The organism is Dictyoglomus sp. DH (assembly GCF_055181375.1).
This window is the reverse complement of record NZ_CM143706.1, coordinates 1,728,825-1,750,735: the sequence shown is the minus strand read 5'-3', so window position 1 is coordinate 1,750,735 and position 21,911 is coordinate 1,728,825. Positions and strand designations below refer to the sequence as shown.

22 protein-coding genes are annotated in these 21,911 nt (G+C 30.9%); 12 read left to right on the top strand and 10 right to left on the bottom strand.

Features of this window, described 5'->3' with window-relative positions:
- Window positions 1–44: 44 nt before the first annotated feature.
- Window positions 45–968: a D-2-hydroxyacid dehydrogenase gene (locus ACY3JJ_RS08770; RefSeq protein ID WP_463091656.1), complete on the top strand. Its 924-nt coding sequence runs from the start codon at window positions 45–47 to the stop codon at window positions 966–968.
- A 43-nt stretch (window positions 969–1,011) separates the two neighbouring features.
- Here the strand turns inward: ACY3JJ_RS08770 and ACY3JJ_RS08765 are convergent, their stop codons facing one another.
- From ACY3JJ_RS08765 to ACY3JJ_RS08755, 3 genes are all read right to left on the bottom strand, one after another.
- On the bottom strand, window positions 1,012–1,218 hold the full coding sequence (locus ACY3JJ_RS08765) for a hypothetical protein (RefSeq protein WP_463091655.1): 207 nt from the start codon (window positions 1,216–1,218) through the stop codon (window positions 1,012–1,014).
- 61 nt (window positions 1,219–1,279) lie between these two features.
- Window positions 1,280–1,996: an HAD family hydrolase gene (locus tag ACY3JJ_RS08760; protein ID WP_463091654.1), complete on the bottom strand. Its 717-nt coding sequence runs from the start codon at window positions 1,994–1,996 to the stop codon at window positions 1,280–1,282.
- On the bottom strand, window positions 1,989–2,669 hold the full coding sequence (locus tag ACY3JJ_RS08755) for a PrsW family glutamic-type intramembrane protease (protein ID WP_463091653.1): 681 nt from the start codon (window positions 2,667–2,669) through the stop codon (window positions 1,989–1,991). Before ACY3JJ_RS08755 ends, ACY3JJ_RS08760 begins: the two co-directional genes overlap by 8 nt.
- 49 nt (window positions 2,670–2,718) lie before the next feature.
- On the opposite strand from ACY3JJ_RS08755, the gene ACY3JJ_RS08750 reads away from it, so the two are divergent.
- The 3 genes from ACY3JJ_RS08750 to nuoF all read left to right on the top strand — a co-directional run bounded on the left by ACY3JJ_RS08750 (window position 2,719) and on the right by nuoF (window position 6,808).
- Window positions 2,719–4,656 (top strand): HD domain-containing phosphohydrolase, encoded by a 1,938-nt coding sequence (locus ACY3JJ_RS08750; protein WP_463091652.1) that lies wholly within the window; start codon window positions 2,719–2,721, stop codon window positions 4,654–4,656.
- A 62-nt stretch (window positions 4,657–4,718) separates the two neighbouring features.
- The gene (gene nuoE / locus ACY3JJ_RS08745; protein WP_463091651.1) at window positions 4,719–5,180 is read left to right on the top strand and encodes an NADH-quinone oxidoreductase subunit NuoE; all 462 of its coding nucleotides are present in this window, start codon (window positions 4,719–4,721) and stop codon (window positions 5,178–5,180) included.
- Window positions 5,177–6,808: an NADH-quinone oxidoreductase subunit NuoF gene (nuoF, locus tag ACY3JJ_RS08740; RefSeq protein ID WP_463091650.1), complete on the top strand. Its 1,632-nt coding sequence runs from the start codon at window positions 5,177–5,179 to the stop codon at window positions 6,806–6,808. The genes nuoE and nuoF overlap by 4 nt, the downstream gene beginning before the upstream one ends.
- 24 nt (window positions 6,809–6,832) lie before the next feature.
- Here the strand turns inward: nuoF and ACY3JJ_RS08735 are convergent, their stop codons facing one another.
- Window positions 6,833–7,693, bottom strand: a complete 861-nt coding sequence (locus ACY3JJ_RS08735; RefSeq protein WP_463091649.1) for a VIT1/CCC1 transporter family protein — start codon at window positions 7,691–7,693, stop codon at window positions 6,833–6,835.
- A gap of 198 nt (window positions 7,694–7,891) precedes the next feature.
- Between ACY3JJ_RS08735 and ACY3JJ_RS08730 the strand changes: the two genes are divergently transcribed.
- A complete protein-coding gene (locus ACY3JJ_RS08730) occupies window positions 7,892–9,106 on the top strand; it encodes an ROK family protein (RefSeq protein ID WP_463083375.1) in 1,215 nt (404 codons plus the stop codon).
- Between the two features lie 2 nt (window positions 9,107–9,108).
- On the opposite strand, the gene ACY3JJ_RS08725 is transcribed toward ACY3JJ_RS08730, so the two are convergent.
- Genes ACY3JJ_RS08725 through ACY3JJ_RS08715 form a run of 3 tightly spaced genes read right to left on the bottom strand, consistent with a single transcriptional unit; the run spans window position 9,109 to window position 11,463 of the window.
- On the bottom strand, window positions 9,109–9,903 hold the full coding sequence (locus ACY3JJ_RS08725; RefSeq protein WP_463091648.1) for a metal ABC transporter permease: 795 nt from the start codon (window positions 9,901–9,903) through the stop codon (window positions 9,109–9,111).
- A gap of 2 nt (window positions 9,904–9,905) precedes the next feature.
- Window positions 9,906–10,649 (bottom strand): metal ABC transporter ATP-binding protein, encoded by a 744-nt coding sequence (locus tag ACY3JJ_RS08720; protein ID WP_463091647.1) that lies wholly within the window; start codon window positions 10,647–10,649, stop codon window positions 9,906–9,908.
- Window positions 10,633–11,463 carry a metal ABC transporter substrate-binding protein gene (locus tag ACY3JJ_RS08715; protein ID WP_463091646.1) on the bottom strand — a complete coding sequence of 277 codons (831 nt, stop codon included), beginning with the start codon at window positions 11,461–11,463 and terminating at the stop codon, window positions 10,633–10,635. The genes ACY3JJ_RS08720 and ACY3JJ_RS08715 overlap by 17 nt, the downstream gene beginning before the upstream one ends.
- Before the next feature lie 121 nt (window positions 11,464–11,584).
- Here ACY3JJ_RS08715 and ACY3JJ_RS08710 point away from each other — a divergent pair, with 121 nt between their 5' ends.
- The 5 genes from ACY3JJ_RS08710 (at window position 11,585) to ACY3JJ_RS08690 (ending at window position 17,599) form a co-directional block, all read left to right on the top strand.
- Window positions 11,585–12,703, top strand: coding sequence for an ROK family protein (locus ACY3JJ_RS08710; protein ID WP_463091645.1), 1,119 nt, complete (start codon window positions 11,585–11,587; stop codon window positions 12,701–12,703).
- 39 nt (window positions 12,704–12,742) lie between these two features.
- Window positions 12,743–14,416, top strand: coding sequence for a 2-oxoacid:acceptor oxidoreductase subunit alpha (locus tag ACY3JJ_RS08705; protein WP_463091644.1), 1,674 nt, complete (start codon window positions 12,743–12,745; stop codon window positions 14,414–14,416).
- Window positions 14,413–15,267, top strand: coding sequence for a 2-oxoacid:ferredoxin oxidoreductase subunit beta (locus ACY3JJ_RS08700; RefSeq protein ID WP_463091643.1), 855 nt, complete (start codon window positions 14,413–14,415; stop codon window positions 15,265–15,267). The genes ACY3JJ_RS08705 and ACY3JJ_RS08700 overlap by 4 nt, the downstream gene beginning before the upstream one ends.
- A 90-nt stretch (window positions 15,268–15,357) precedes the next feature.
- Window positions 15,358–16,608 carry a 6-phospho-beta-glucosidase gene (locus ACY3JJ_RS08695; RefSeq protein ID WP_463091642.1) on the top strand — a complete coding sequence of 417 codons (1,251 nt, stop codon included), beginning with the start codon at window positions 15,358–15,360 and terminating at the stop codon, window positions 16,606–16,608.
- 10 nt (window positions 16,609–16,618) lie between these two features.
- The gene (locus ACY3JJ_RS08690) at window positions 16,619–17,599 is read left to right on the top strand and encodes an N-acetylglucosamine kinase (protein ID WP_463091641.1); all 981 of its coding nucleotides are present in this window, start codon (window positions 16,619–16,621) and stop codon (window positions 17,597–17,599) included.
- Here ACY3JJ_RS08690 and ACY3JJ_RS08685 read toward each other — a convergent pair.
- Entirely contained in the window at window positions 17,561–19,048 is a 1,488-nt protein-coding gene (locus ACY3JJ_RS08685) for an alpha-amylase family glycosyl hydrolase (RefSeq protein WP_463091640.1), read from the bottom strand. The two genes, ACY3JJ_RS08690 and ACY3JJ_RS08685, sit on opposite strands and share 39 nt — an antisense overlap.
- A 365-nt stretch (window positions 19,049–19,413) precedes the next feature.
- Between ACY3JJ_RS08685 and ACY3JJ_RS08680 the strand changes: the two genes are divergently transcribed.
- Together ACY3JJ_RS08680 and ACY3JJ_RS08675 are read left to right on the top strand one after the other, a co-directional pair.
- Window positions 19,414–20,355, top strand: coding sequence for a radical SAM protein (locus tag ACY3JJ_RS08680; protein ID WP_463091639.1), 942 nt, complete (start codon window positions 19,414–19,416; stop codon window positions 20,353–20,355).
- Complete coding sequence (locus ACY3JJ_RS08675) at window positions 20,356–20,775, top strand: M67 family metallopeptidase (RefSeq protein WP_463091638.1); 420 nt, start codon at window positions 20,356–20,358, stop codon at window positions 20,773–20,775.
- On the opposite strand, the gene ACY3JJ_RS08670 is transcribed toward ACY3JJ_RS08675, so the two are convergent.
- Both ACY3JJ_RS08670 and ACY3JJ_RS08665 read right to left on the bottom strand, forming a co-directional pair.
- The gene (locus ACY3JJ_RS08670) at window positions 20,759–21,703 is read right to left on the bottom strand and encodes a PP-loop family protein (RefSeq protein ID WP_463091637.1); all 945 of its coding nucleotides are present in this window, start codon (window positions 21,701–21,703) and stop codon (window positions 20,759–20,761) included. The genes ACY3JJ_RS08675 and ACY3JJ_RS08670 overlap by 17 nt on opposite strands.
- Window positions 21,703–21,903, bottom strand: a complete 201-nt coding sequence (locus ACY3JJ_RS08665) for a MoaD/ThiS family protein (protein WP_463091636.1) — start codon at window positions 21,901–21,903, stop codon at window positions 21,703–21,705. Before ACY3JJ_RS08665 ends, ACY3JJ_RS08670 begins: the two co-directional genes overlap by 1 nt.
- Between the last annotated feature and the right edge of the window lie 8 nt (window positions 21,904–21,911).

The window sequence follows — 21,911 nt, the reverse complement described above, 5'->3', positions numbered from 1 at the left end:
AAGATTATATCATAAAATAATATTCTTTTTCAAAGGAGGTTTCTATGAAAATATATGTTAGGTATCCATTAAGAAGAGAGTATATTAATAAAATCTTATCTTTTGGTCAAGATGTTGAAATAACTGATAATATTGAAGAGGCGGATATATTTTTGGGGTGGGAATTAAGTAAAGATGAGTTCAAGAAAGCTAAAAATTTAAAGTGGATACAATTAACATCTGCGGGTGTGGATCATATGCTTTATGATGATATTATATACTCTGAGGTAATCTTGACTTCTGCTAGTGGAGTTCATCCTAAATCTATTGCTGAACATGTTTTTGGTTTAATTCTTTCTTGGACTCGTAGGATAAATGTGGCAATAAAAGGAAAAATAGAGAAAAGGTGGAATAAAGATGAGATAGAGTGGTGTGATGAACTTACTGGAAAAACTATGGGTATAATAGGTTACGGTAATATAGGACAAGAGATAGGAAGAATTGCTAAATGTTTTGATATGAGGGTTATAGGGCTTAAAAAGAAAAAAGAGAATATAAAAATACAACCTGATGAGTTATTGACTTTTCAAGATTTAGATAAGCTTTTGAACGATTCAGATATTATTGTGACAGTACTACCTCTTACTAAGGAAACGGAAAATTTTATTTCTGAAGAAGAATTTAATAAAATGAAAAATAATGTTATTTTTGTAAATGTGGGAAGAGGAAGAACAGTAGATGAAAAGGCTTTAATAAAGGCTTTACAGGAAAATAAAATACAATGTGCACTACTTGATGTATTTTATGACGAGCCTTTACCTAATGATAGCCCATTATGGGATATGGAGAATGTAATTATAACACCGCATATTGCAGGAATGACTCCTTATTATGATGAAAGGGTAGTGGAGATTTTTTTGAAGAATCTGAAAGAGTATCCTAATGTAGAAAGGATGATCAATGTGGTAGATAAAGAAGCTGGTTATTAGTAAAAAAAAGAGGGGGCATTAAGTCCCCCTCTTTTTTAATATATTATTCTTTTTTCTCTCTTTTTTCCGAAAGTATAGTTTTTAATTCTGTATATCCAAAGATAAGCAAAATTATTCCTAAGAAAATTAAAAATATTGGTACCCCAGCCATTAAAGCCTTCAGAAAATAGGACCACCAAACTATGAGCCCCCATAGGCCTAATCCAATACAGATAATACCAAATATAATGATTAATATATTGCTTAACAAAATTGTCACCTCCCTTATTTTGTGAGAAAACAAATACAAAAATATTATAAAACAAAAGGCCTTATTTAGAAAGTAGAGGAAGAATCTCTAAAAGATCCTCCATTTTTCCTATAATGTCAGGAGTATGCTTTGGTTTATCTCCGTTTAATATTTGTCCATCCTTAGTTAGAAAAGTAATAATACCTAAGGAGCTGGCAGAAAGATCTTCTTGTAAATCATTTCCAACCATTATGGTTTTTTCCGGCTTTTCTCCTATTTTTTTCAAGATTTCCTTATAGTATTCAGGAAATGGTTTGCAAGCATGCATAATTTCCATAGAGGTTATTAAGTCATAATTAAAATTATCTATTTCTGCCCATCTTAATCTCTCCCTTATGGCTATGAGTGGAAAAACTGCATTAGTGGCTATTACTACTTTGAGACCTAAATCAAATGCCTTCTCAATAACTTCTTTTGCGTATGGATTTGGTCTGGCTTTTACCATATCTTTTAATTTTGGAAATTTTTCAATATAAAAGATATTAAAAAAATCTTCCATAATATTTCTATCTATGCTTACTAATTTTTCAAATTCTTCCCAAAATATCTCGTTATTAGATTTAGGTCCTCTATTTTGCATCATTTTCGTTACCGCTGTATTTAAACTTTTGAATAAAGAATCTGCATCTCCTATTTTCTTAAATTCTTCTCTTAACATAGAGAAATAATGTTTGGTAAATAATTCTAAATCACTATAAAGTAAGGTGCCATCAAGATCAAAGAGTATTGCTTTAATCATATTTACTTTCCTCCCCTTTTTCAGTTATAATCAGCCTTTGTCCTCTTTTCCATATCCACCTTCCCACTATATATACAATGGGTAGAATAAGAATGGAAAGATACCATATATTTGTCAAAATTAAAAAGTCGTAAAGTGAGTGCCAGAAAACTGGATAGAATAACGCCTGAGTCAAGTATTTTTCAGGCCTAACACCAAATTTTGCAAGTCCAAATGCATATCCCATAAAAAGAGCCATAACAAAATGGGCAGGTACAGCTAAAAAAGCTCTTGTAAGACCTACCACATATCCTCCCGGTATGACGTAGAATATGTTTTCTACTGTGGCAAATCCCATACCAACCATTACCGAATAAACAATACCATCAAAGGGTTCATCAAATACTTCTTTTGGATAGATAAATTTATAAATGGCGTAGTACTTTGCTCCTTCTTCTATAAGTGCAATTCCGAAAAATGTATATATAAAAAGGGAGGCTAAATCTCTTTGTGGTTTAAATAAATCAAGTAAATCTATAACAACCTCTAAAAATGCAGATGGAAAAGATACGAGGGCTCCTAATATAAATGCATAAATTATAGTTTTTGATGGTTCTTTATTCCATCTATCTTTATGATATACATACCAAGAGATGGCAATTCCTGGAGCTATAGATATTAGCAGTAAATTCATATTTTTATGGTAAAATTATAGCATAAAATATGATAAAATTAAGATTAATATGAAGTTAAAAGTTTTTAAATGTCTTCTTACATTATTAATATTTTGTTTCATTGCATCCCCCATATCTTCTAATAATTCTATTAAGATTGTTACAGATAAAGACTATCCTCCCTTCACATATATCGATGAGAAAGGAAATCTAGTAGGAATATCAGTAGAATTTTGGAAGATATGGAGTGAAAAGACAGGAATAAAAATAGAGCTTATTCCGGAAGAATGGAGTAAGGCCCAAATTATACTTTTTGAAGGAAAAGTTGACGCTATAGATGTGATTTTTAAGACCCCTGAAAGAGGAAAATATTTAGTTTTTTCTAATCCAGTTTTCAAAATAACTTCGAGTATTTATTATCATAAAAGTATACCAAAAATAAATTCTGTAAAAGATGTTACACCCTTTATTATAGGAGCAAAAAGAGGCGATGCTTTAATAGAGATTTTTCTCCTGCTAAATCCGCAGGTTAATTTTAAGTTTTATAGTAATTATTCTGATATAATAATTTCTGCTAAGAAGGGTGAAATAAAAGTATTTATCATGGATGATCCGCCTGCTTTCTATTATTTGACCAAATATGATTTGATTTATGAGTTTTTTAAAGGGCCTGTAATATGTACAAACTATCTTTATGTGGCTTCTCTTAAAAATAAAGCCCATATTGTATCTGTTATTAATGAGGGATTGTCTAAAATACTGCAAGAAGATATGAATAGATTATTAGAAAAATATTCATTTAAAGAAGAAGTTCCTTCAATTCTTCCTAAAATTGTTCTATATATTGTGATTATTGGACTTTCCATATTAATCATTGTTCTTTCGTATAATAGAATTCTCTCTCTTAGAGTAAGAAAAGCTACAGAAGAATTAAGGAGAGCTCATGATGAACTTAGAGAGCAGGTTGGTAAATTTGAATTTTTTATAAGAAATATAGCCGATGTTTCAAACGTAAATTTAAAGGATTATGATTTTGTAAAAAGAGTACTTCAGATTACTACTTTCCTCTTGGATAAAAATACTTATGGAATATTTTTTAATGAATATATGGATTCTTTAAGGATTTTAGCCATGAATGGATATGATAATAATTTGGAAGGATTATTAATTTCAAAAGAAGAAAGTAATAACATTTTGAATATACAAAATATTACATTAGTAAGAGAGCCAAGTTTTTTAAAGGATATAAATATGAAAGAGATACTTTTATACCCTCTTAAGTGGCAAGGAAAAGTATATGGTTATTTAGCTTGTGTTATTCCGAAGGAAAGTACATATTCCTTTGAGGAAAAGGATATAGAGATGCTTGAAAAGTTTGGAGATATTATTTCAGCATTTTATGGTATAAGAATGCATATTAGAGAAAGAGAAGTTTATTTAAGCAAAATGGTAACTCTTCTTATTAAAACTCTTGAATACTACGATAAATATACACAAGGACATTCTGAAAGGGTTGCTAAATATGCGGTAAAGATTGCAGAAAAGCTTAATTTGTCTGCGGAAAAAATTAAGAGGATATATTGGGCGTCATTATTACATGATATAGGTAAGATTTATGTTCCTCAAAGTATTTTAAATAAAAATGGTAGATTGACACCCGAGGAATTTGAAATTGTAAAAATCCACCCCATTAAAAGTGAGGAAATATTAAAACAGGTAGAAGAATTTAGAGATTTAGCAGAAATTGTTAGATATCATCATGAGAGGTGGGATGGGTTAGGATATCCTGATGGATTATCCTCATATGAAATTCCATTGGAGTCGAGAATTATTGCAACATCTGATGCTTTTGATGCTATGACCAGTGAAAGACCTTATAAAAGAGCGATGACTTTTGAGGAGGCTATTTTAGAGATAGAGAAAAATAAGGGAAAACAGTTTGATCCTCAAATAGCTGAAATTATGGAAGAGATTATAAAAGAGGAGATGATAGAGGAAAATTATTGACAGATTAAATCGTTATATTTTACACTATTTAAAAGGAAACAAAAATTTGGGGGTTGTAAAATATGAAAACGAAAGAAGAAATTCTGAAAAGTTTTCCTAAAAACCCAGATTATATTATTGAGATTCTTCATGCTCTCCAGGATAGTAATCCTAATAATTATTTAACTCCAGAAGATATAAAACTATGTGCAGAATATTTAGATCTTCCTGTGAGCTATGTGGAAGGTGTGGCATCTTTTTACTCCATGTTTAGTTTAAAACCAAGGGGAAGATATGTGATAAGATTGTGCGATTCACCTCCATGTCATTTACTTGGATCTGAGTCCCTTTTAGAATATTTAGAAAGAAAATTGAAGATAAAGGTTGGAGAAACTACTCCTGATAGACTTTTTACTTTGGAACTTACAAGCTGTCTTGGGGTATGTGCGGTAGCTCCTGCTATGATGATTAATGATGATGTTTATGGAAATCTTACCTTTGAGAAGGTTGATAAAATCTTGGAGGAAAAGAGGGGGAATTTATGAGTATAGTAAGAAGTCATGTTTTGATATCCATAGATGCAAACACTTTGTTGGTAGGAGCAAAAGCTGTAGAAGAAGCTTTGATAAATGAATTAAGAAAAAGGGGTATTGATAAGGAAGTAGGAGTAATTGAAACAGGTCCTCTTGGAATTATTGGGAAAGGCGTAGTAATGGTGGTTTATCCTGAAGGAGTTTATTATGGCAATGTAAAACCGGAAGATATTCCAGAATTGGTAGAGGAACATTTTGTAAAAGGAAGACCTTTAAAAAGACTTATGATAGAAGAAATTACTACCCCATCAGTAGTAGTAAAGGAAGAGGTTGGGTTAACCAAGAGACAAGTAAGGATTGTACTTAAAAATAGTGGAGTGATAAATCCCGAGAGTATAGAAGAATATATAGCTTCTGATGGATTTGATGGCCTAACTAAGGCTATTTTTGAAATGAAACCTGAAGATGTAATAAAAGTGGTTAAAGATTCAGGACTTAGAGGTAGAGGAGGAGCAGGTTTTCCCACAGGTTTGAAATGGGAGTTTACTTATAAAATTCCTGCAGATGAAAAATATGTTATATGTAATGCTGATGAAGGAGAGCCGGGAACCTTCAAAGATAGATTAATTTTAGAAGGTGATCCTTATAGAATAGTTGAAGCCATGACTATTGCTGGTTATGCGGTAGGAGCTAAGAAGGGATATATTTATATTAGAGGGGAATATAAATTGTCCATAGATCGTATGCAGAAAGCTATCCAAACAGCAAAAGATTATGGACTTATTGGAGATAATATTCTTGGTAGTAATTTTTCCTTTGATATAGAGGTGAGGAAGGGAGCAGGTGCTTATATCTGTGGAGAAGAAACAGCTTTAATAGAATCTTTGGAGGGTAAAAGAGGAGTACCAAGAATAAAGCCTCCTTATCCTGTTTCTCAGGGATTGAGAAATAAGCCAACTGTAGTGAACAATGTGGAAACATTGGCTAATATTCCTGATATTGTAAGAAATGGAGCTGAATGGTTTAGGCAATTTGGAACAGAAAAATGTCCAGGCACTAAGGTCTATACCATTTTAGGAGATGTGATAAATGCAGGCCTTATAGAAGTAGAGATGGGTACTCCTTTGAGAGAGATAATTTTCCAATATGGTGGCGGGATAAAGGATGGGAAAAAGTTTAAGTGTGCATTAGTAGGAGGAGCAGCTGGTGCCTTTTTAGGAGAGGAAATGCTTGATGTTAAGATGGATTTTGAAAACTTAAAAGAATATAAAGCAGTCCTTGGATCTGGGGCTATATTAGTTATGAATGAAACAGCATGTATTGTAGATATGTTGAAGAGTATTTTAAGATTTTTTGAGCATGAATCTTGTGGTAGGTGTACTCCTTGTAGAGTTGGTACTAAGAGATTGGTAGAAATAATAAATAGGTTTGCTAATTTAGAGGGTTCTAAAGAGGATATAGATGAAATGGTAAATATTAGTCTTGTAATGAAGGATACATCCTTCTGTCCATTAGGACAATCGGTACATCTTCCTGTGGTTTCTGCAATTAGATATTTTAAAGATGAATTTATAAACCATTTTAAGGAAAAATATTGTGTGGCAAATAGATGTGGGAGAAAAGTAGGGGTTTTATCTTAAGGGGAAGCTATAAGCTTCCCCTTCTTAATCTATATTGATTCCTAAAACCTTTTTGACAAAAACCCCTATTAAGAAACTTATAAAGGATACAGAAAAGATAATAATTGTCATTTCTAAAAATCTTTTATTAAACTCATAGTCCTTTGCAACTGATATATAAAAATTGAAGATTACAACTAAAATGACTGCAAAAAGAAGAGTTAAAATTAAAGCAAGGATATAATTTTGTGTTATTAAGTAGGGAAGGATTAGAATTAAAACTGTCATAATATATGTTATTCCAGTGGTTATTGCAGATTTCAAAGGATTTCTTTCAGAAGATTCTGCTTTCGAAGAGAGATACTCTGATCCTGCCATTGATAATGCAGCTGAAATTCCTGTTATTAATCCAGATATGGATATAAGCTTTGTATTTTGGAAGGCAAAGGTTAAACCTGCTAAGGTACCTGTAAGTTCCACTAAGGCATCTGACAATCCAAGAACCATTGATCCAATATAGTTTAATCTCTCTTCATCTAAGGTATTTAATAATTTCTGTTCATGTTCTTTTTCATCATCAAGGATTTCATTAATTTGTGGATACTTATTAATAATTTTTCTATAGCTTTCTATTGCTTTATCCTCTCCTTTTTCTATAAGTTTGAGTACAAAGGTAAAACCAAAAATCTTTGTAAGAAAGAGATACAAGTAAAGCTTAAATTTATTTGGATTTAAATCTTTTTGGGTTATTTTCCTTAGTACGTTGTAGTGGGCAAACTCATCTTGAGAAATTTTTAAAAGTATTTCCCTATTTTTTTTATCTTTTAACCCTTTTGAAAGAATTTTGTATATGTTGTGTTCGGTTATTTCGTTTCTCTGAAGTTTCAATAAAATCTTTTCTTCCATTTTTTACCTCCTTTCTTCCTTATATATTATCACAATGGATAATTTTTACGCTTAGGTTAAATAATACAGATGTAAAAAGATATTCTTTTATTATCCTCTTGTAATTCTTGAATTGTATTTATTTTATTGACTTTAATTTATAAAAAATAATATAATTTTTTATGGTAAAAAAAATTTTTGATTGGAGGTCAATAGAAGTTGAAACCTGTAAATATAAAAAGTATGAGAATTGCTAATATATCTTTGGTACTTGATACCATAAGAAGAATGGGGCCTATATCTCGTTATGACATTTCTAAGATTACAAAATTAAGTCCTTCTGCAGTATCTAGTATTGTGGAAAATCTAATAAGTGTGGGGATAATAAAGGAAAGTCCTGCCCAGGTAACAAAAGTTGGCAGGCGTCCTATAGAACTTACTCTTAATGAAGTAGGTTATTATCCTATAGGAATAGAGATAGAGAAGGATAAGATTACAGGCATATTAATGGCTCTTTCTGGAAGAGTTTTGAGAAAAGAGAGTATTGTCTTATATAACAATGATGTAGATATGGTTTTGAATGGAGTAGTTAATATATATCGTTCTTTGATTGATGGAGTAAATAAGGAGGATATTATTGGAGTTGGGTTAGCTGTACCTGGTACAATAAATAGAAAGGAAGGAGTGTGTTTGTTCTCGCCGAATCTTGGATGGAGAAATGTAAAAATAAAGGAATATCTTTCTAAATACATAGAGGGAGTACCTATTTTTATTGAACATATAGTAAAAGCTGTCACTTATGGAGAGCTTTGGTATGGTGCTGGTATTGGTAAGGATAATCTCATATGTGTAAGGGTAGGAAGTGGTGTGAGTGCAGGCTTAGTGCTTGATGGTAAAATTTATAGGGGACCTGATGATAGAGCTGGAGAGTTTGGACATACAATTATAGAGAAAAATGGAAATAAATGTAAATGTGGAAGTTATGGATGTTTAGAGAGTTATGTTTCAACGCAGGTGCTCTATGAAAAAATATTAGAAGGTATCCGCAAGAATGCATATACGAAGGTGAATTTGGAAAATAAGAGTAGAGATGAGATTTTAGATGAGATTATTGAGGCTGGGAAATCTGGAGATAGATTTGTTCTTAATATTTTTGAAGAGCTTGGAACTTATTTAGGCATAGGTATTGCTAATCTTATAAATATACTAAATCCTGAAATTGTTATTATTGCTGGAGGACTTTCCAAAGCAGAGGAGCTTCTTTTGGATCCTGTAAAGAGAGTAGTAAATCTTCATGCCTTTCCTCCTATACCAGAGATTATTACTACTAAATTAGGTGGTTTAACAGGACCTATAGGAGCTGCAGCAGAGGTAATAGAAGAGACTTTGCTTAAAAAAATATTTGAGAAGGCAGAAGAAGAAACTTATAGGTAATTTTATTTTTTTGAAAAAAATAGGGAGATAAAGAAAACAAGAGTTACAAGCATAACGATGGTGGAGCCAGAAGGTGTATCAAAGTGGTAGGAAATTATTAATCCCAATAAGATATTTAAAAAAGTAAATAATATGGTATAGATTGCTAATTTTTTTATGTCTTTTATAAAAGTTATTAAAGTAGCTACAGGAATAATAATTAAAGCTGAAGATAAGATGATGCCAACAAGTTTACTTATAAGTACAATGGCTATACCAGTGAGGATTAATATATAGGTTTCTAAGCGGGATGTGTTTATTCCAGAGGCTTTGGCAGATTCTTCATCGAAGATAATAAATAAAATCTTCCAATAATTTTTATAAGAAAAGAACAAAAGAAAAATTGTAAATGTAATTGTTAGAAAAAGATCCTGATCTCCTATAGAGAGAATACTTCCAAAAAGGAAACTAAAAAGATCAGTTGTGTAACCTTTATGAAAACTTAAAAGCAATGCTCCTAAAGCCATGGAGGAGGAAAAGTAAATACCTATTGGTACGTCTGCTTTTAATTTTGATTTTTTAGTTATATATGGCATACTTAATAATATTATTATAGTAAATATTATAGATGTTAAAGTCATGTTTATATTGAGTAGATAACCAAAAGCTAACCCCCCAAATACCGCATGACTTATTCCTGCCCCCATGAAGGTTATCCCTCTTAAGAGAATATAGATGCCTATAATACTTGAAATTATACTTATAAATATACCAGCTAAAATACTTTTTTGCATAAAAGAATATTGAAAAATATCCAAAATTAATCCTCCTTATGAGTTAAATATATAAATTCTTCACCATATATTTCTCTTAATGCCCCGTGTATTTTAATTTTTTCAGGGCATCCATGAATATACAACTTTCTATTTAGACATGCAAGTTTATCAACCTTATTAGTGATAGCTCCGATATCGTGGGTTACTAAAATAATAGAGATCTTTTGATTTTTTAGCTCTTCAAGAATTCTATAAAAGTTATATTGAGTTTTTATATCCACACCTACTGTTGGTTCATCTAAAAGGAGAATTTTGGGGTTTTGAACTAAGGCTCTTGCAATTAATACTCTTTGTTGTTGTCCACCCGAAAGTTCACTAAATATTTTATCTGCATATTCTTTGATCTCTAACTTTTCCATTATTTTATTAATTATTTCATGGTCTTCTTTGTTAAGTGCTTTCCAATCTCTAACGATTCTTCTTCCAAAGGCAACAATATCTTTTACTTTTAATGGTAGATACTTTTCTATATCAGGTTTTTGAGGTACATATCCAACAAATTTTTTTTCATAAGTGATATTATCTATTTCTTTTCCAAATAAAATTATTTTACCCTGTTGAGGTTTTAATATACCAACTATTAGTTTTAAAAGGGTAGATTTTCCAGCCCCATTAGGACCTATAATACCCAAAAATTCTCCTTCATCTACCTCTAAATTTATGTTGTCTAATATCTTATCATTATTGTAATAAAAAGTTAGATTCTTTATTTCAATGATTTTGTTCATAAAATATACTTCTCAAAATATTAGTATTTTCTTTTATTAAGGAAAAATAATCCTTATTGAAACCTATAGGATCCATGTCTACTACTTTTACTCCTGTTTCTTTTTGTATTGTTCTTATCACTGGTGGATTAATAAAAGGTTCTTTTACAATATATTTAATCTTATGTTTTTTAATAATATTTATGATCTCTTGAATCTTCTTCAAGGATGGCTCTTTTCCCTCTCCTTCCTCTATATAGCTCAATACTTTGATATCATATCTTTTATAAAAGTAATACCAAGAAGGATGATATGCTATGATCTCCCTTTTCTTATAGGGAGATAGACTTCTCCTTATATAATTATCAATTTCTTGAATATTCTTCTCCACAATTTTTAAATTATTTTGATAATAAGCTTGATTTTGGGGATCAATACTTCTTAATTTTTCGTAAATGGCTTGTGCTATCTCTTTTACCATGAGAGGATCAAGCCAATAATGGGGGTTATCGTCTTTGTTTTTAATCTTATCCGCTATTATGAGAAGATCTTTTTGTTTAGTATTAATAAGTTTCATTGCCCATAGATCTACATCTCCCCCATTTATTATTATAAGTTTAGAGTTTTCTATAGCTTTCATGGTGTTTGGGGTTGGCTCAAAAAGATGAGGATTTGTATTTTGGGGTAAAAGTACTTCTATCCTCCATTTTTCACCTGCAATATATCTTAATATGCTACCTATGGGAGGAATGGATACTGATATGGTTTGAATTCCATAAATGCTGTTTAAAAGAGTTATTATTGATAGTATGATAAAAATAACTATCTTTTTCATTTTAATTGACACCACCTTTTTGGTTTTTAGTAGGATATTATATCACAATTGGAAAGAAAAATTTTTATGTTAAAATTTTAATGAATTTAATATTAAGTTTAACAAAAAGGAGAGAAGTAGTATGAAGAAAGGGAGAACTCCTGAATATATAGGAGCATATAACAAAAATCTTATTCTTGAAATATTAATGAGAACAGGACCAAGATCACGAGCTGAACTTGCTCGAATATCTAATCTTACAAAGACTGCTATTTCAGAGATAGTAGATGATCTTATTAAAAAGAAAATAATAATAGAAGTAGGAAAAGTGGAGACAGAGAGAGGAAGAAGGCCTACTAAGTTAATTATTAATCCAGATTTGAAGGTACTTTCAGTAGATCTTAGTGGTATGGAAGGAAGATCTGCTATTTTTAATGCAAAAGGAGAAATTGAGGAGAGTATACCATGCAAGATAGACGCTAAAGAAGATTTATTAAAGCTTATAGATCCTCTTTATAGAAAATACAGTGAAAAAATAATTGCTATTTTTCTCTCAGTACCAGGAATAATTGATAGGGAAAATGGAAAGGTTATTCTTTCTGTAAGTTTAAATTGGGAAAATTTCGAGATTGTATCATTTTTAGAAAAATATTATAAGAAACCTATATATATAGAAAAGGATACTAATGTGGGATTAATAGCTGAAAATTGGTATGGGGATGCTGGTAGATATAATACATTTTTTTATCTATTATTAGAGAAAGGTATTGGACTTGGAATATTTTATAAAGGAGAGATCTTGGAAGGTTTTCAGGGTATCGAAGGTGAAATTGGTCATACTACTATTAAAGAAAATGGTGAGAAGTGTTGGTGTGGTAATTCTGGTTGTTTGGAAATTTATGCCTCCCTTTCTAAAATAGTTAAGGATTTTGGTTATGAGAACGATTTTGAAAACGTTCTGAAGGAATTTTTGTATAAAAGGGAAAATGAGATTCTAGAGAGAACTTTTAATTATTTAGGGATTTCGTTAGCAAATGCTATACATCTTTTGGCTCCTGAAGCTGTATGTATTTCTGGTAATATGTTTATAAATCGAAATATTCTTGATATGATCACAAAAATTTTAAAAGAAAAAGTAGAAAAACATATATTTAATAATTTGAGGGGTAAGATTTTCTTTTATTCATCAAAATTAGGTAGAGATAGTCTGTTAATAGGGGCTGGTATATTAGGGTTTTTAGGATATTTCAAAGAGGTTTAAGATAAGTTATAATAATTACAAAAAAGGGGTAGAGAAAAAATGGATTGTAAAATATTAATAGGGGGAGAGGCTGGCCAAGGAATACAAACCATATCTAATATCCTTTCTAAATTTTTTTACCGAATAGGCTATTTTATTTTTACTATTGAAAGTTATCAATCCCGCATAAGAGGTGGCCATAATTATAGCTTAGTAAGAATTTCAGATAATCCTGTTTATGCTATAGATAGTGAGAAAATAGATATTCTTGTTGCCTTGAATAGTGAAACTATTGAGCTTCATAAGGACCAAGTTAAAAAAGGTGGGCATATTATTTGTGATGAAAATATAAAAGGAGACTTTAGCTTTGAAGAGATGTATAAAGTTCCAGTTAGAAAAATTGCCCAAGAGGTAGCTAAGACTAGATTAGTAGAAAATACAGTTATTTGTGGGATTCTTTTGGGATTAGTATCTGGTGACTTAGAAGAAATGAAAAAAGTGATTTCTGAATCCTTTAAAGATGAATATGTAGATATGAACATTAAAGCTTTAGAAGCAGGATATACATATGCGTTGAATATAAATAGAAGATGTGGTGAATTTCCAAAAAGAGAAAGAGAAGGAAGATTAATAATAAATGGGGGAGAGGCTGTAGGATTTGGTGCGATTATAGCAGGTTGTAAATTCCTTGCTTCTTATCCTATGACTCCAGGTACTGCAGTAATGAATTTTTTGGCAGAACATGAGATTGATTTTGATATTGTGGTAGAACAAGCTGAAGATGAAATCGCTGCAATAAATATGGCAATTGGTGGTTTTTTTGCAGGAGCAAGATCTATGGTAACCACCTCTGGAGGAGGATTTGCTTTAATGGTGGAGGGCTTGAGCTTGGCTGGTATGACAGAAACTCCTGTAGTAATTCATGTAGCTCAGCGTCCTGGACCAGCTACAGGGCTCCCTACAAGAACAGAACAAGCTGATCTTAATTTTGTTATTCATGCGGGTCATGGAGAATTTCCCAGATATGTCACTGCACCAAGAGATCAGAAGGATGCTTATTATAAAACTATAAAGGCTTTTGAGATGGCTGAAAAATATCAGGTGCCATCTATTATTCTTACTGATCAGTATCTTATTGATTCTAAGGCTGTTATAGATGGTCTCCATGTGCCTGAGATTAAGAATTATAGGATAGTGGGAGATAAAAACTATTTAAGACATAAGATTACTGAGGATGGAATTTCTCCTTTGGCTATCCCAGGAGAATTTGAGGGTTTTGTGATTACTGATAGTGATGAACATGATGAATATGGACATATTACAGAAGATTTAAATATTAGAAAGAAGATGGTGGAAAAGAGGTTAAGAAAGAAATTAGCTATTATGAAAGATATGGAAGAACCTGTTTATTTTGGTGTTGATAAACCCAAGGTGGTTTTTATCGGTTGGGGATCAACATACGGAGTGATAAGGGAAGCGATCTCTAATCTGCTGAAAGAAGGATACGAGATAGGACATTTACATTTTTCTGATGTCTATCCTTTACCTACCAAAATTCTTAATGATTTTAAAGATAAAAAACTATATACCATAGAAGGAAATTATGAAGGACAATTAGCTGCTTTAATAAGAAAAGAATTATGCATAAAAGTAGATAAAGGTATTGTTAAATATAATGGTATGCCATTTTTTGTAGAAGAAATTATGGAGGGAGTGAGGGAGATAATGGGATGAGAATAGAGGAATTTGATAATAATCAAATACCTGCATGGTGTCCAGGATGTGGAAACTGGTCTATTTTGAATTGTATAAAAAGAGCATTGGCAGAACTTGAGATTCCACCTTATAGATTACTAATGGTTTCTGGTATTGGTCAAGCTGCAAAAGCGCCTCACTATTTTAAATGCAACCTCTTTAATGGACTTCATGGAAGAGATATACCTGTAGCCTGTGGAGCTAAGATAGCTAATAAAGAGCTTCTTGTGATATGTGAATCAGGAGATGGAAATACCTATGGAGAAGGAGGTAATCATTTGATTCATAGTATGAGAAGAAATTTAAATATAAAAGTTTTTGTACATAATAACCAAATATACGGTCTAACAAAAGGTCAGGCATCACCCACAAGCGATATGGGAATGAAGACTAAGGTTCAGCCGTTGGGGGTAGCTTATCCATCCTTGAATCCCATATCCTTAGCTATTGCAAGTGGTGCATCTTTTGTAGCAAGGTCCTTTTCTGGAGATCCAGATCATCTTACAGAAATGATGAAACTTACTATACTTCACAAAGGGTTTGCTCTGTTAGATATTCTTCAACCATGTGTAACTTTTAATAAGGTAAATACTTTTCAATGGTATAAAGAAAGAGTATATAAACTTGGTCCAGATTATGATCCTTCAGATAAACACTCGGCTTTTGAGAAATCTCTTGAATGGAGTGAAAGGATACCTATAGGAGTTATTTATAAAAAAGAGAGACCAACCTTTGAAGAGGTTATTCCTCAATTACAAGGTGAACCTCTATATAAAAAGAAGAGAGATCCTAATGATATGTTTGATAAAATAGTAAAAAAATTTATGTAAAGAATGTAATAAAATAGTAAACATGGTTTACAAAACCATAAAGTATGTTATAATTAGAAGAAACAAAATAATTCTTGGAGGTATTCCAAAATGAAAGTAGTAGTTATTGGTGGGGGTAGTACATATACTCCAGAATTAATTGAAGGGTTTTTTAATATTTGGCAAGAGGTTCATCCTTTAAAAATTGTTCTTATGGATATTAATACTGAAAGATTAAATATTGTATATGATTTTCTATTAAGGATGGCCAGAAAAGCTGAAGCTGAAATAGAATTTTTAAAAAGTACAAATTTGGAAGAAAATTTAGAGGGAGCTGATTTTATAATAAATCAAATAAGGGTTGGAGGAAATAAAGCAAGGCTCTTAGATGAAACTATTCCTTTAGAGTTTAATCTTTTAGGACAAGAGACCACTGGAGCAGGCGGATTTGCAAATGCTCTTAGAACTATACCAGTGGTTTATGATATAGCAAAAAAGGTAGAAAGATATGCTCCTAACGCTTGGTTTATTAATTTTACTAATCCTTCTGGAATAATCACAGAAATGCTTCTGAGATATACTAAAGTAAAGGCTATAGGTTTGTGTAATGTGCCTATAAATTTTCAAAAATTATTTGCTGATTTATCAGGTGTAAGCTTAGAAGAGGTCTTTTTAGATTATTTTGGTCTTAATCATTTGAGTTTTGTAAGAAGAATATTTATAAAGGGAGAAGATAAAACTCAATATTTATTAGATAAGGCAAAAGAAAAATTTTCGGAAGAGGAAAAAAGAATTATAGACATTTTAGGTTTATTCCCAAATTATTATCTCAGATATTACTTTTTTAGAGAGGAAAAAGTGGAAGAGTTAAAACATAAGCCAAAAAGAGCAGAAGAAGTGATGAAAGTGGAAGAAGAGTTATTAAAGATATATAGTGATCCTAAGATAGATACTAAACCAGCAGAACTTTCTAAAAGAGGTGGAGCCTATTACTCAACATCTGCTGTTAATCTGATTATGCATCTTTTGGGTTTGAAAGAGGGATTTCAGATTATAAATGTTATGAATAATGGAGCTATAAGAGATCTTCCAGAGGATTCAGTTGTAGAGATACCGGTTTACGTAAAACATGATATGTTTCAAAGGTATATTATAGGTAATTTACCTATCGAAGTAAAAGGAATTATACAGGCTGTAAAAGTATATGAGAGATTGACAATAGAGTCTGCTATGGAAGGTTCGTATAAAAAGGCTGTTTTTGCTCTTGCGCAACATCCATTAATCTCTTCATTTACTCTTGCGGAAAAAGTTCTTAATAGATTAATAGAGGAAAATAAAGAATATTTCCCAAAATTAAGTTAAGGAGTAATATATGAGATACTTTCTTGGCTTAGATGCTGGGGGTACAAAAACAGAGGCTATTATTTTAAATGAAAAAGGAGAAATTGTAGGCTTTGGTAGATCTGGCCCTGGAAATTATGAAGGTATAGGTATTGAAAGGGCGAAGAAAAATTGGATGTTAGCTATAGATAATGCTAAAGAAAAAATAGGGGATATTATATTTGATTTTGCATGTTTTGGGCTTGCAGGTGCAGATTTCCCAGAGGATTTTGAGATTTTGGAGAAAGAGGCAAGATCCTTAAACATAGCTAAGGATTTAGTTATTGAAAATGATGCCCCTATTGCTTTAAGGGCTGGGAATATGGAGTTCTGGGGTGTAATCATAATAATGGGTACTGGGAATAATGGATATGGAAGATCAAAGGATGGAAGATCATATAGATATTTTGGGGAAGGCTATATTTTTGGAGATTGGGGAGGTGCTTCATCTATAGTACAGGAGATGTTATTCTACGCTTTTAGATCTTATGATGGTAGAGGGGAGAAAACCCTCCTTGAAAGTGAAGTACTGAAGTATTTTTCTGCAAAGGACTATAATGAACTTGCCAAAAGATTATATTATAACTCTGAGGAATATCATAAGGTTTTAGGACTTGCTCCTTTACTTTTTGAGTGTGTAAGAAAGGGAGATAAAGTGGCAAGGAGAATTGTAGAGAAAATAGTAGATGAAACTGTAATTTCTGCTTATAATTTGATGCAAAAATTAGATTTATTAGAAGATGAAACACCAGTTGTTTTAGCTGGAAGTATATATAAGGGAGCAAGTTGGCTTCCTGAGTATATTTATTCCAAGATGAAAATGTTCGCAGAAAAAAGTAAGGTTGTACTTCTTAGAATACCTCCAGCGGTAGGAGCTGCCTTAATTGCTTATGAAAAAGCAGGTTATATGGTAGATAGTAAAATCTGGGAAAAATTATTGAACTTCAATTATGATACTGCTAAAGGGACCTAATATTATTTTATTATCTTTTATGTTAGCGTTTCTTGAATAGAGAATATTCTTAAAAGTAAAGTTTAGACTTATAATCTTTTCTACCCTATTAAGATTATGTATTACTAATATTTCTTCATTATCTATTTCTCTTAAGTATGCCAATAAACTTTTATCATTTAGATTAATTTTTTTCATTTCTCCCAAAGATAAAGCTTTATATTCTTTCCTTAGTTTAAGGAGTAGTTTATAATGGTTTAATATACTATTCTTATCCTCTTTTTCTGTAGTATAGGATATGCCATTGTTAGGAATATTATATTTAGGCTTTATCCAGTAGGTTTGTTCTTTGGAATTCATTTGATCTGTCCATTTAAAAGGTTCTCTTATGTATTCGTCTGGTTTTGCTCCTTCCATCCCTATTTCTTCACCATAATATATAAAGGGAGTTCCAGGAAGAGTTAGGTATATGGAACCTGCAAGTAGACTTTTATCAATACTCCCCCCAAAAGATGTTCTTACTCCAACCTGATCGTGATTTCTTAAGAAGTTAGCATCAGTAAAATCGGAATAAATTTCTTTAAACATTTCTCTTTCCATATCTAAAAAATCGCATATTCCTAAATCTCTTTGATTTGCTACTGATCTCATAATTTTGTCTGAAAGGGGAAAGTTAAAAAGTGAAGGAAGTGACTTATAATATTCTGCTATTACATATTCATTGTCCCAGACTTCTCCTACAAGATATACATCTGGTTTGATTTTTTTTAAATAATCATAAAACTCTTTCCACCATAATATGTTTTTATTATCGTCATCATATATATGCTTTACAGCGTCAAGTCTAAATCCATCTACACCTTTTTCGAGCCAGTATTTAGCTATCTTTTTGATTTCTTCTCTAACCTTCGTATTATCAAAGTTTAGATCAGGCATTTCAGACCAAAAGAAGGCATAGTAATAACCCGTATTTTTATAATACCAAAAATTGGAGTTCTGAGTTGGTTTTGTATTGTTCCAAATATAATGATCTCTGTATGGGGAAGTATAAGAGTTTGATGCACTTATGAACCAAGGATGTCGGGATGAGGTATGATTTACAACTAAATCAAGAATTATTTTTATCTTTTTTCTATGGGTTTCTTTAATTAATTCTTCAAAATCCTCCATATTTCCATATGCTGGATGAATGTCATAATAGTCAGTTACATCGTATCCATGATAACTTACAGACATAAATATGGGCATTAACCATATGTCATCTATATTAAGTTCTTTTAGATAATCTAATTTATTGGTTAATCCTTTTAAATCTCCCACTTTATCACCATCACTATCTGCAAAAGATCTAACGAAAATCTCATAAAAAGTTGCATTTTTGTACCAAGGTAAATTATATCCATGGGAGTAAAATAAAAATAAAAGGGCAATAAATAAAAAGATTATAATAAGTTTCAATTTTTTATTCATGTTTTCTTCCTAATTAACATGTGTTAATAAAGATAAATTTTAGAAGCCCGGAGAGCGTATTGTTTACACTCGCCCGGGCTTTTTACCTACCCTACGCTTCTCGGAATAAAGATTATCACAAATTAATTTTCTATGTCAAATGGTCATGGTATTAGTTACATTATTGTTTTATTAATATTTATTTAAGCTGAGATTTATAGTTCTTTTAAAAATTCATTTTTTAAAAATTGATTCCAATTTTTTGACAAATTTTTTTTAAGATTGTAAACTTTAAATACTCAAAAAATGAGATAATTTAAATCTCAAAAAGGGAGGTTGATATCTTCTTTACTGAAATAATTTGGATTTTAGATATTAAATGTAATTTGAATTGTCCACATTGTTATGTACATGCTAGAAATTGGGAGAAAAAAATATCAAAAGAAAGAGGATTAAAATTAATAGGAGAAGCAAAAAAATTAAATTTTACTCATATTGATTTTACAGGAGGAGAGACTCTCTTAATCCCCGATTTATTTGATTACATTGTTAAGGCTAATAACTTAAATTTAAATGTCTCCATAAATACAAATCTTCTTCTTTTAGACTATGAAAAAGCGAAATTTATAAAAGAAAACGAGGTCTATCTTTATGTGTCTGTTGATGGAAGTAATAAGGAAATCTATGAAAAATTGAGAGGAAAAGGAACCTTTGATATTTTATTAAAAAAATTAGAAATACTTAACAATTTGAATATACCTTATTCTATAATTTTTTCGGTTTCCACATTTAATTATAAAGATTTACCTAACATGGTAGATTTTGCAAAGAAGAATCTTGCTAAGGAACTCTGTATTATTCCTGTTATCCCTTCAGGTGAGGCTAAGAGATCTCATATTTATCTTGATTCCTCAAGAATATTAGAGAGCATAAAGGAATTATCCGTTAAAGCAATGGAAGAAAACTATAAAATAAATATTTGGTGTGCCCCTTTTCTTAAACTTTTAGATCTTCCTCAAAATATTTATGTAGATAAATGTCATGCTTTTGATTTTATTGATCTTGCACCTACAGGAGATATATTAATTTGTGATGTTATTGATATTCCTATAGCAGAGATTAGGACAAAATCATTGAAAGAGGCAATCAATGATATATTAAAGAATCCTTTATATAAGGAGCTCAAGGAGAGGACTAATTATTGTTACAATTGTGAGATATTGGATTTTTGTGGAGGTGGCTGTTATGCGAGATCTTGGATAATTAATGGGGATTTGAGAAAGCCTGATCCTTATTGTCCTAATGTTTTGACTGCAATGGGTAAATAGATGAGAATAATCTTAAAAAAAGATCAGTTAAAGTTTGTAATTAATCATGCTATTGATGAGTATCCAAAAGAAGCTTGTGGTATTTTTGGTGGAAATACAAAGGAGGATAAATTTATCATTGAGAAAGTTTATAAGGTTAAAAATGCTTCTTTAACCCCTTATAATAGCTATTTAATAGATCCCTTAGATGAGCTTTATGTATTTAGAGATATTGAGAAAAATGGCTTAAAAATGTTAGGAGTTTATCATTCTCATCCAGAGAAGGGGGTAGAGCCCTCTCTGGATGATATTAATCATATGTTGAAGGATATTTTTTATTTGATATTAGCTATTAAATTAAAGGATAACTTATCCTTAGATATAAAAGGCTATATTAGGAATAATAGTATACTTAATGAAATAACTATTGTTGTAATTTAATCCTTTTTATGGCATTTTTTATATCTAAGGAATTTAGGTGGGCTTTTTCCATTTGCTTACAGAATACACATGTAACCTTAGTTGTAGGTTCTCCGCAGATTTGACAATTTTTTAATACTAATTTTTCTTTTTTGCTTTTGATATATTTAATACCCTTTTCTAAAAATCCATAGTAAAAATGTTCTTTTGTCCCAGGAGATTTGTTTTCTAATGTGTTAAGGACTTCTTTATACATAAGAGATCTTGCATCATAAGACATAGGGCATTCATCTATTATGTAATCTATCTTTTTTATTAAGCAGTATGAAGATGTTTCCATTTCTGCTAGTCTGTATAGAGGTTTTACTTTTCTTACAAAATATTCCTCTTCTTTATGAATAGGTTCTTGAACCTCTAAATAATCTATTTGCCAGTGTAGGATATTACCAAGAAGAGTAGCAGCCTCATCATCTAAATTATGGCCAGTGGCTATTACTCTATAACCTAATTCTCTTGCGGTTAAATTCATTATATATCTTTTAATTACTCCACAAGTAGAGCAGGGAACTTTTTTATTTCTTTTGGTTATTTCTTCAATTCCGATCCCATAAATCTCTTTTAGAGAAATTATATGTAATTTTAGATCTTTGGTAATGGCATATTTTTTAACCTTTTCTTTAGATTTTTCAGAGTATTCGCCGATACCAAGGTCTATATACATGCCATCTGCTTTATAGCCTAAGGATATAAGAATATCCCATAAAGCTAAACTGTCCTTTCCTCCTGAGACGGCAACTAATATTTTTTCATCTTGGGTAAACATTTTATATTGCTTTATTGCCTTTTCTGTTTGATGAAATACATATTCAATAAAATGATCTTTACAGAAGGCACTATTATGGCGCCTTATGTATATGTTTGCGTCATTTTTGCATTTTATACATTTCATTATATACTTCCTCCAGATATAACGGGTATGATTTCTATTTCTTCATCATCTTTTATTAATTTGTCAGGTGTAACAATTTCTTCTCCTTTTACTACAATGACGGTTTCTGGATTTATATTTAAAATTTTAAGTATTTCATTTACTTTGTAATTTCCTTTTATTTCTTTTATTTCATTTTCTCTTCTAAATATTACTTTCATATTAGGTT

What these genes read in the sequence shown, in the direction of transcription:
- ACY3JJ_RS08770 (WP_463091656.1), top strand. Translation starts at nt 45, where the DNA reads ATGAAAATATATGTTAGGTATCCATTAAGAAGAGAGTATATTAATAAA.
- ACY3JJ_RS08670 (WP_463091637.1), bottom strand. Translation starts at nt 21,703, where the DNA reads ATGAAATGTATAAAATGCAAAAATGACGCAAACATATACATAAGGCGC.
- ACY3JJ_RS08710 (WP_463091645.1), top strand. Translation starts at nt 11,585, where the DNA reads ATGAAGAAAGGGAGAACTCCTGAATATATAGGAGCATATAACAAAAAT.
- ACY3JJ_RS08720 (WP_463091647.1), bottom strand. Translation starts at nt 10,649, where the DNA reads ATGAACAAAATCATTGAAATAAAGAATCTAACTTTTTATTACAATAAT.
- ACY3JJ_RS08665 (WP_463091636.1), bottom strand. Translation starts at nt 21,903, where the DNA reads ATGAAAGTAATATTTAGAAGAGAAAATGAAATAAAAGAAATAAAAGGA.
- ACY3JJ_RS08690 (WP_463091641.1), top strand. Translation starts at nt 16,619, where the DNA reads ATGAGATACTTTCTTGGCTTAGATGCTGGGGGTACAAAAACAGAGGCT.
- ACY3JJ_RS08715 (WP_463091646.1), bottom strand. Translation starts at nt 11,463, where the DNA reads ATGAAAAAGATAGTTATTTTTATCATACTATCAATAATAACTCTTTTA.
- ACY3JJ_RS08705 (WP_463091644.1), top strand. Translation starts at nt 12,743, where the DNA reads ATGGATTGTAAAATATTAATAGGGGGAGAGGCTGGCCAAGGAATACAA.
- ACY3JJ_RS08685 (WP_463091640.1), bottom strand. Translation starts at nt 19,048, where the DNA reads ATGAATAAAAAATTGAAACTTATTATAATCTTTTTATTTATTGCCCTT.
- nuoE (WP_463091651.1), top strand. Translation starts at nt 4,719, where the DNA reads ATGAAAACGAAAGAAGAAATTCTGAAAAGTTTTCCTAAAAACCCAGAT.
- nuoF (WP_463091650.1), top strand. Translation starts at nt 5,177, where the DNA reads ATGAGTATAGTAAGAAGTCATGTTTTGATATCCATAGATGCAAACACT.
- ACY3JJ_RS08750 (WP_463091652.1), top strand. Translation starts at nt 2,719, where the DNA reads ATGAAGTTAAAAGTTTTTAAATGTCTTCTTACATTATTAATATTTTGT.
- ACY3JJ_RS08760 (WP_463091654.1), bottom strand. Translation starts at nt 1,996, where the DNA reads ATGATTAAAGCAATACTCTTTGATCTTGATGGCACCTTACTTTATAGT.
- ACY3JJ_RS08735 (WP_463091649.1), bottom strand. Translation starts at nt 7,693, where the DNA reads ATGGAAGAAAAGATTTTATTGAAACTTCAGAGAAACGAAATAACCGAA.
- ACY3JJ_RS08700 (WP_463091643.1), top strand. Translation starts at nt 14,413, where the DNA reads ATGAGAATAGAGGAATTTGATAATAATCAAATACCTGCATGGTGTCCA.
- ACY3JJ_RS08675 (WP_463091638.1), top strand. Translation starts at nt 20,356, where the DNA reads ATGAGAATAATCTTAAAAAAAGATCAGTTAAAGTTTGTAATTAATCAT.
- ACY3JJ_RS08755 (WP_463091653.1), bottom strand. Translation starts at nt 2,669, where the DNA reads ATGAATTTACTGCTAATATCTATAGCTCCAGGAATTGCCATCTCTTGG.
- ACY3JJ_RS08695 (WP_463091642.1), top strand. Translation starts at nt 15,358, where the DNA reads ATGAAAGTAGTAGTTATTGGTGGGGGTAGTACATATACTCCAGAATTA.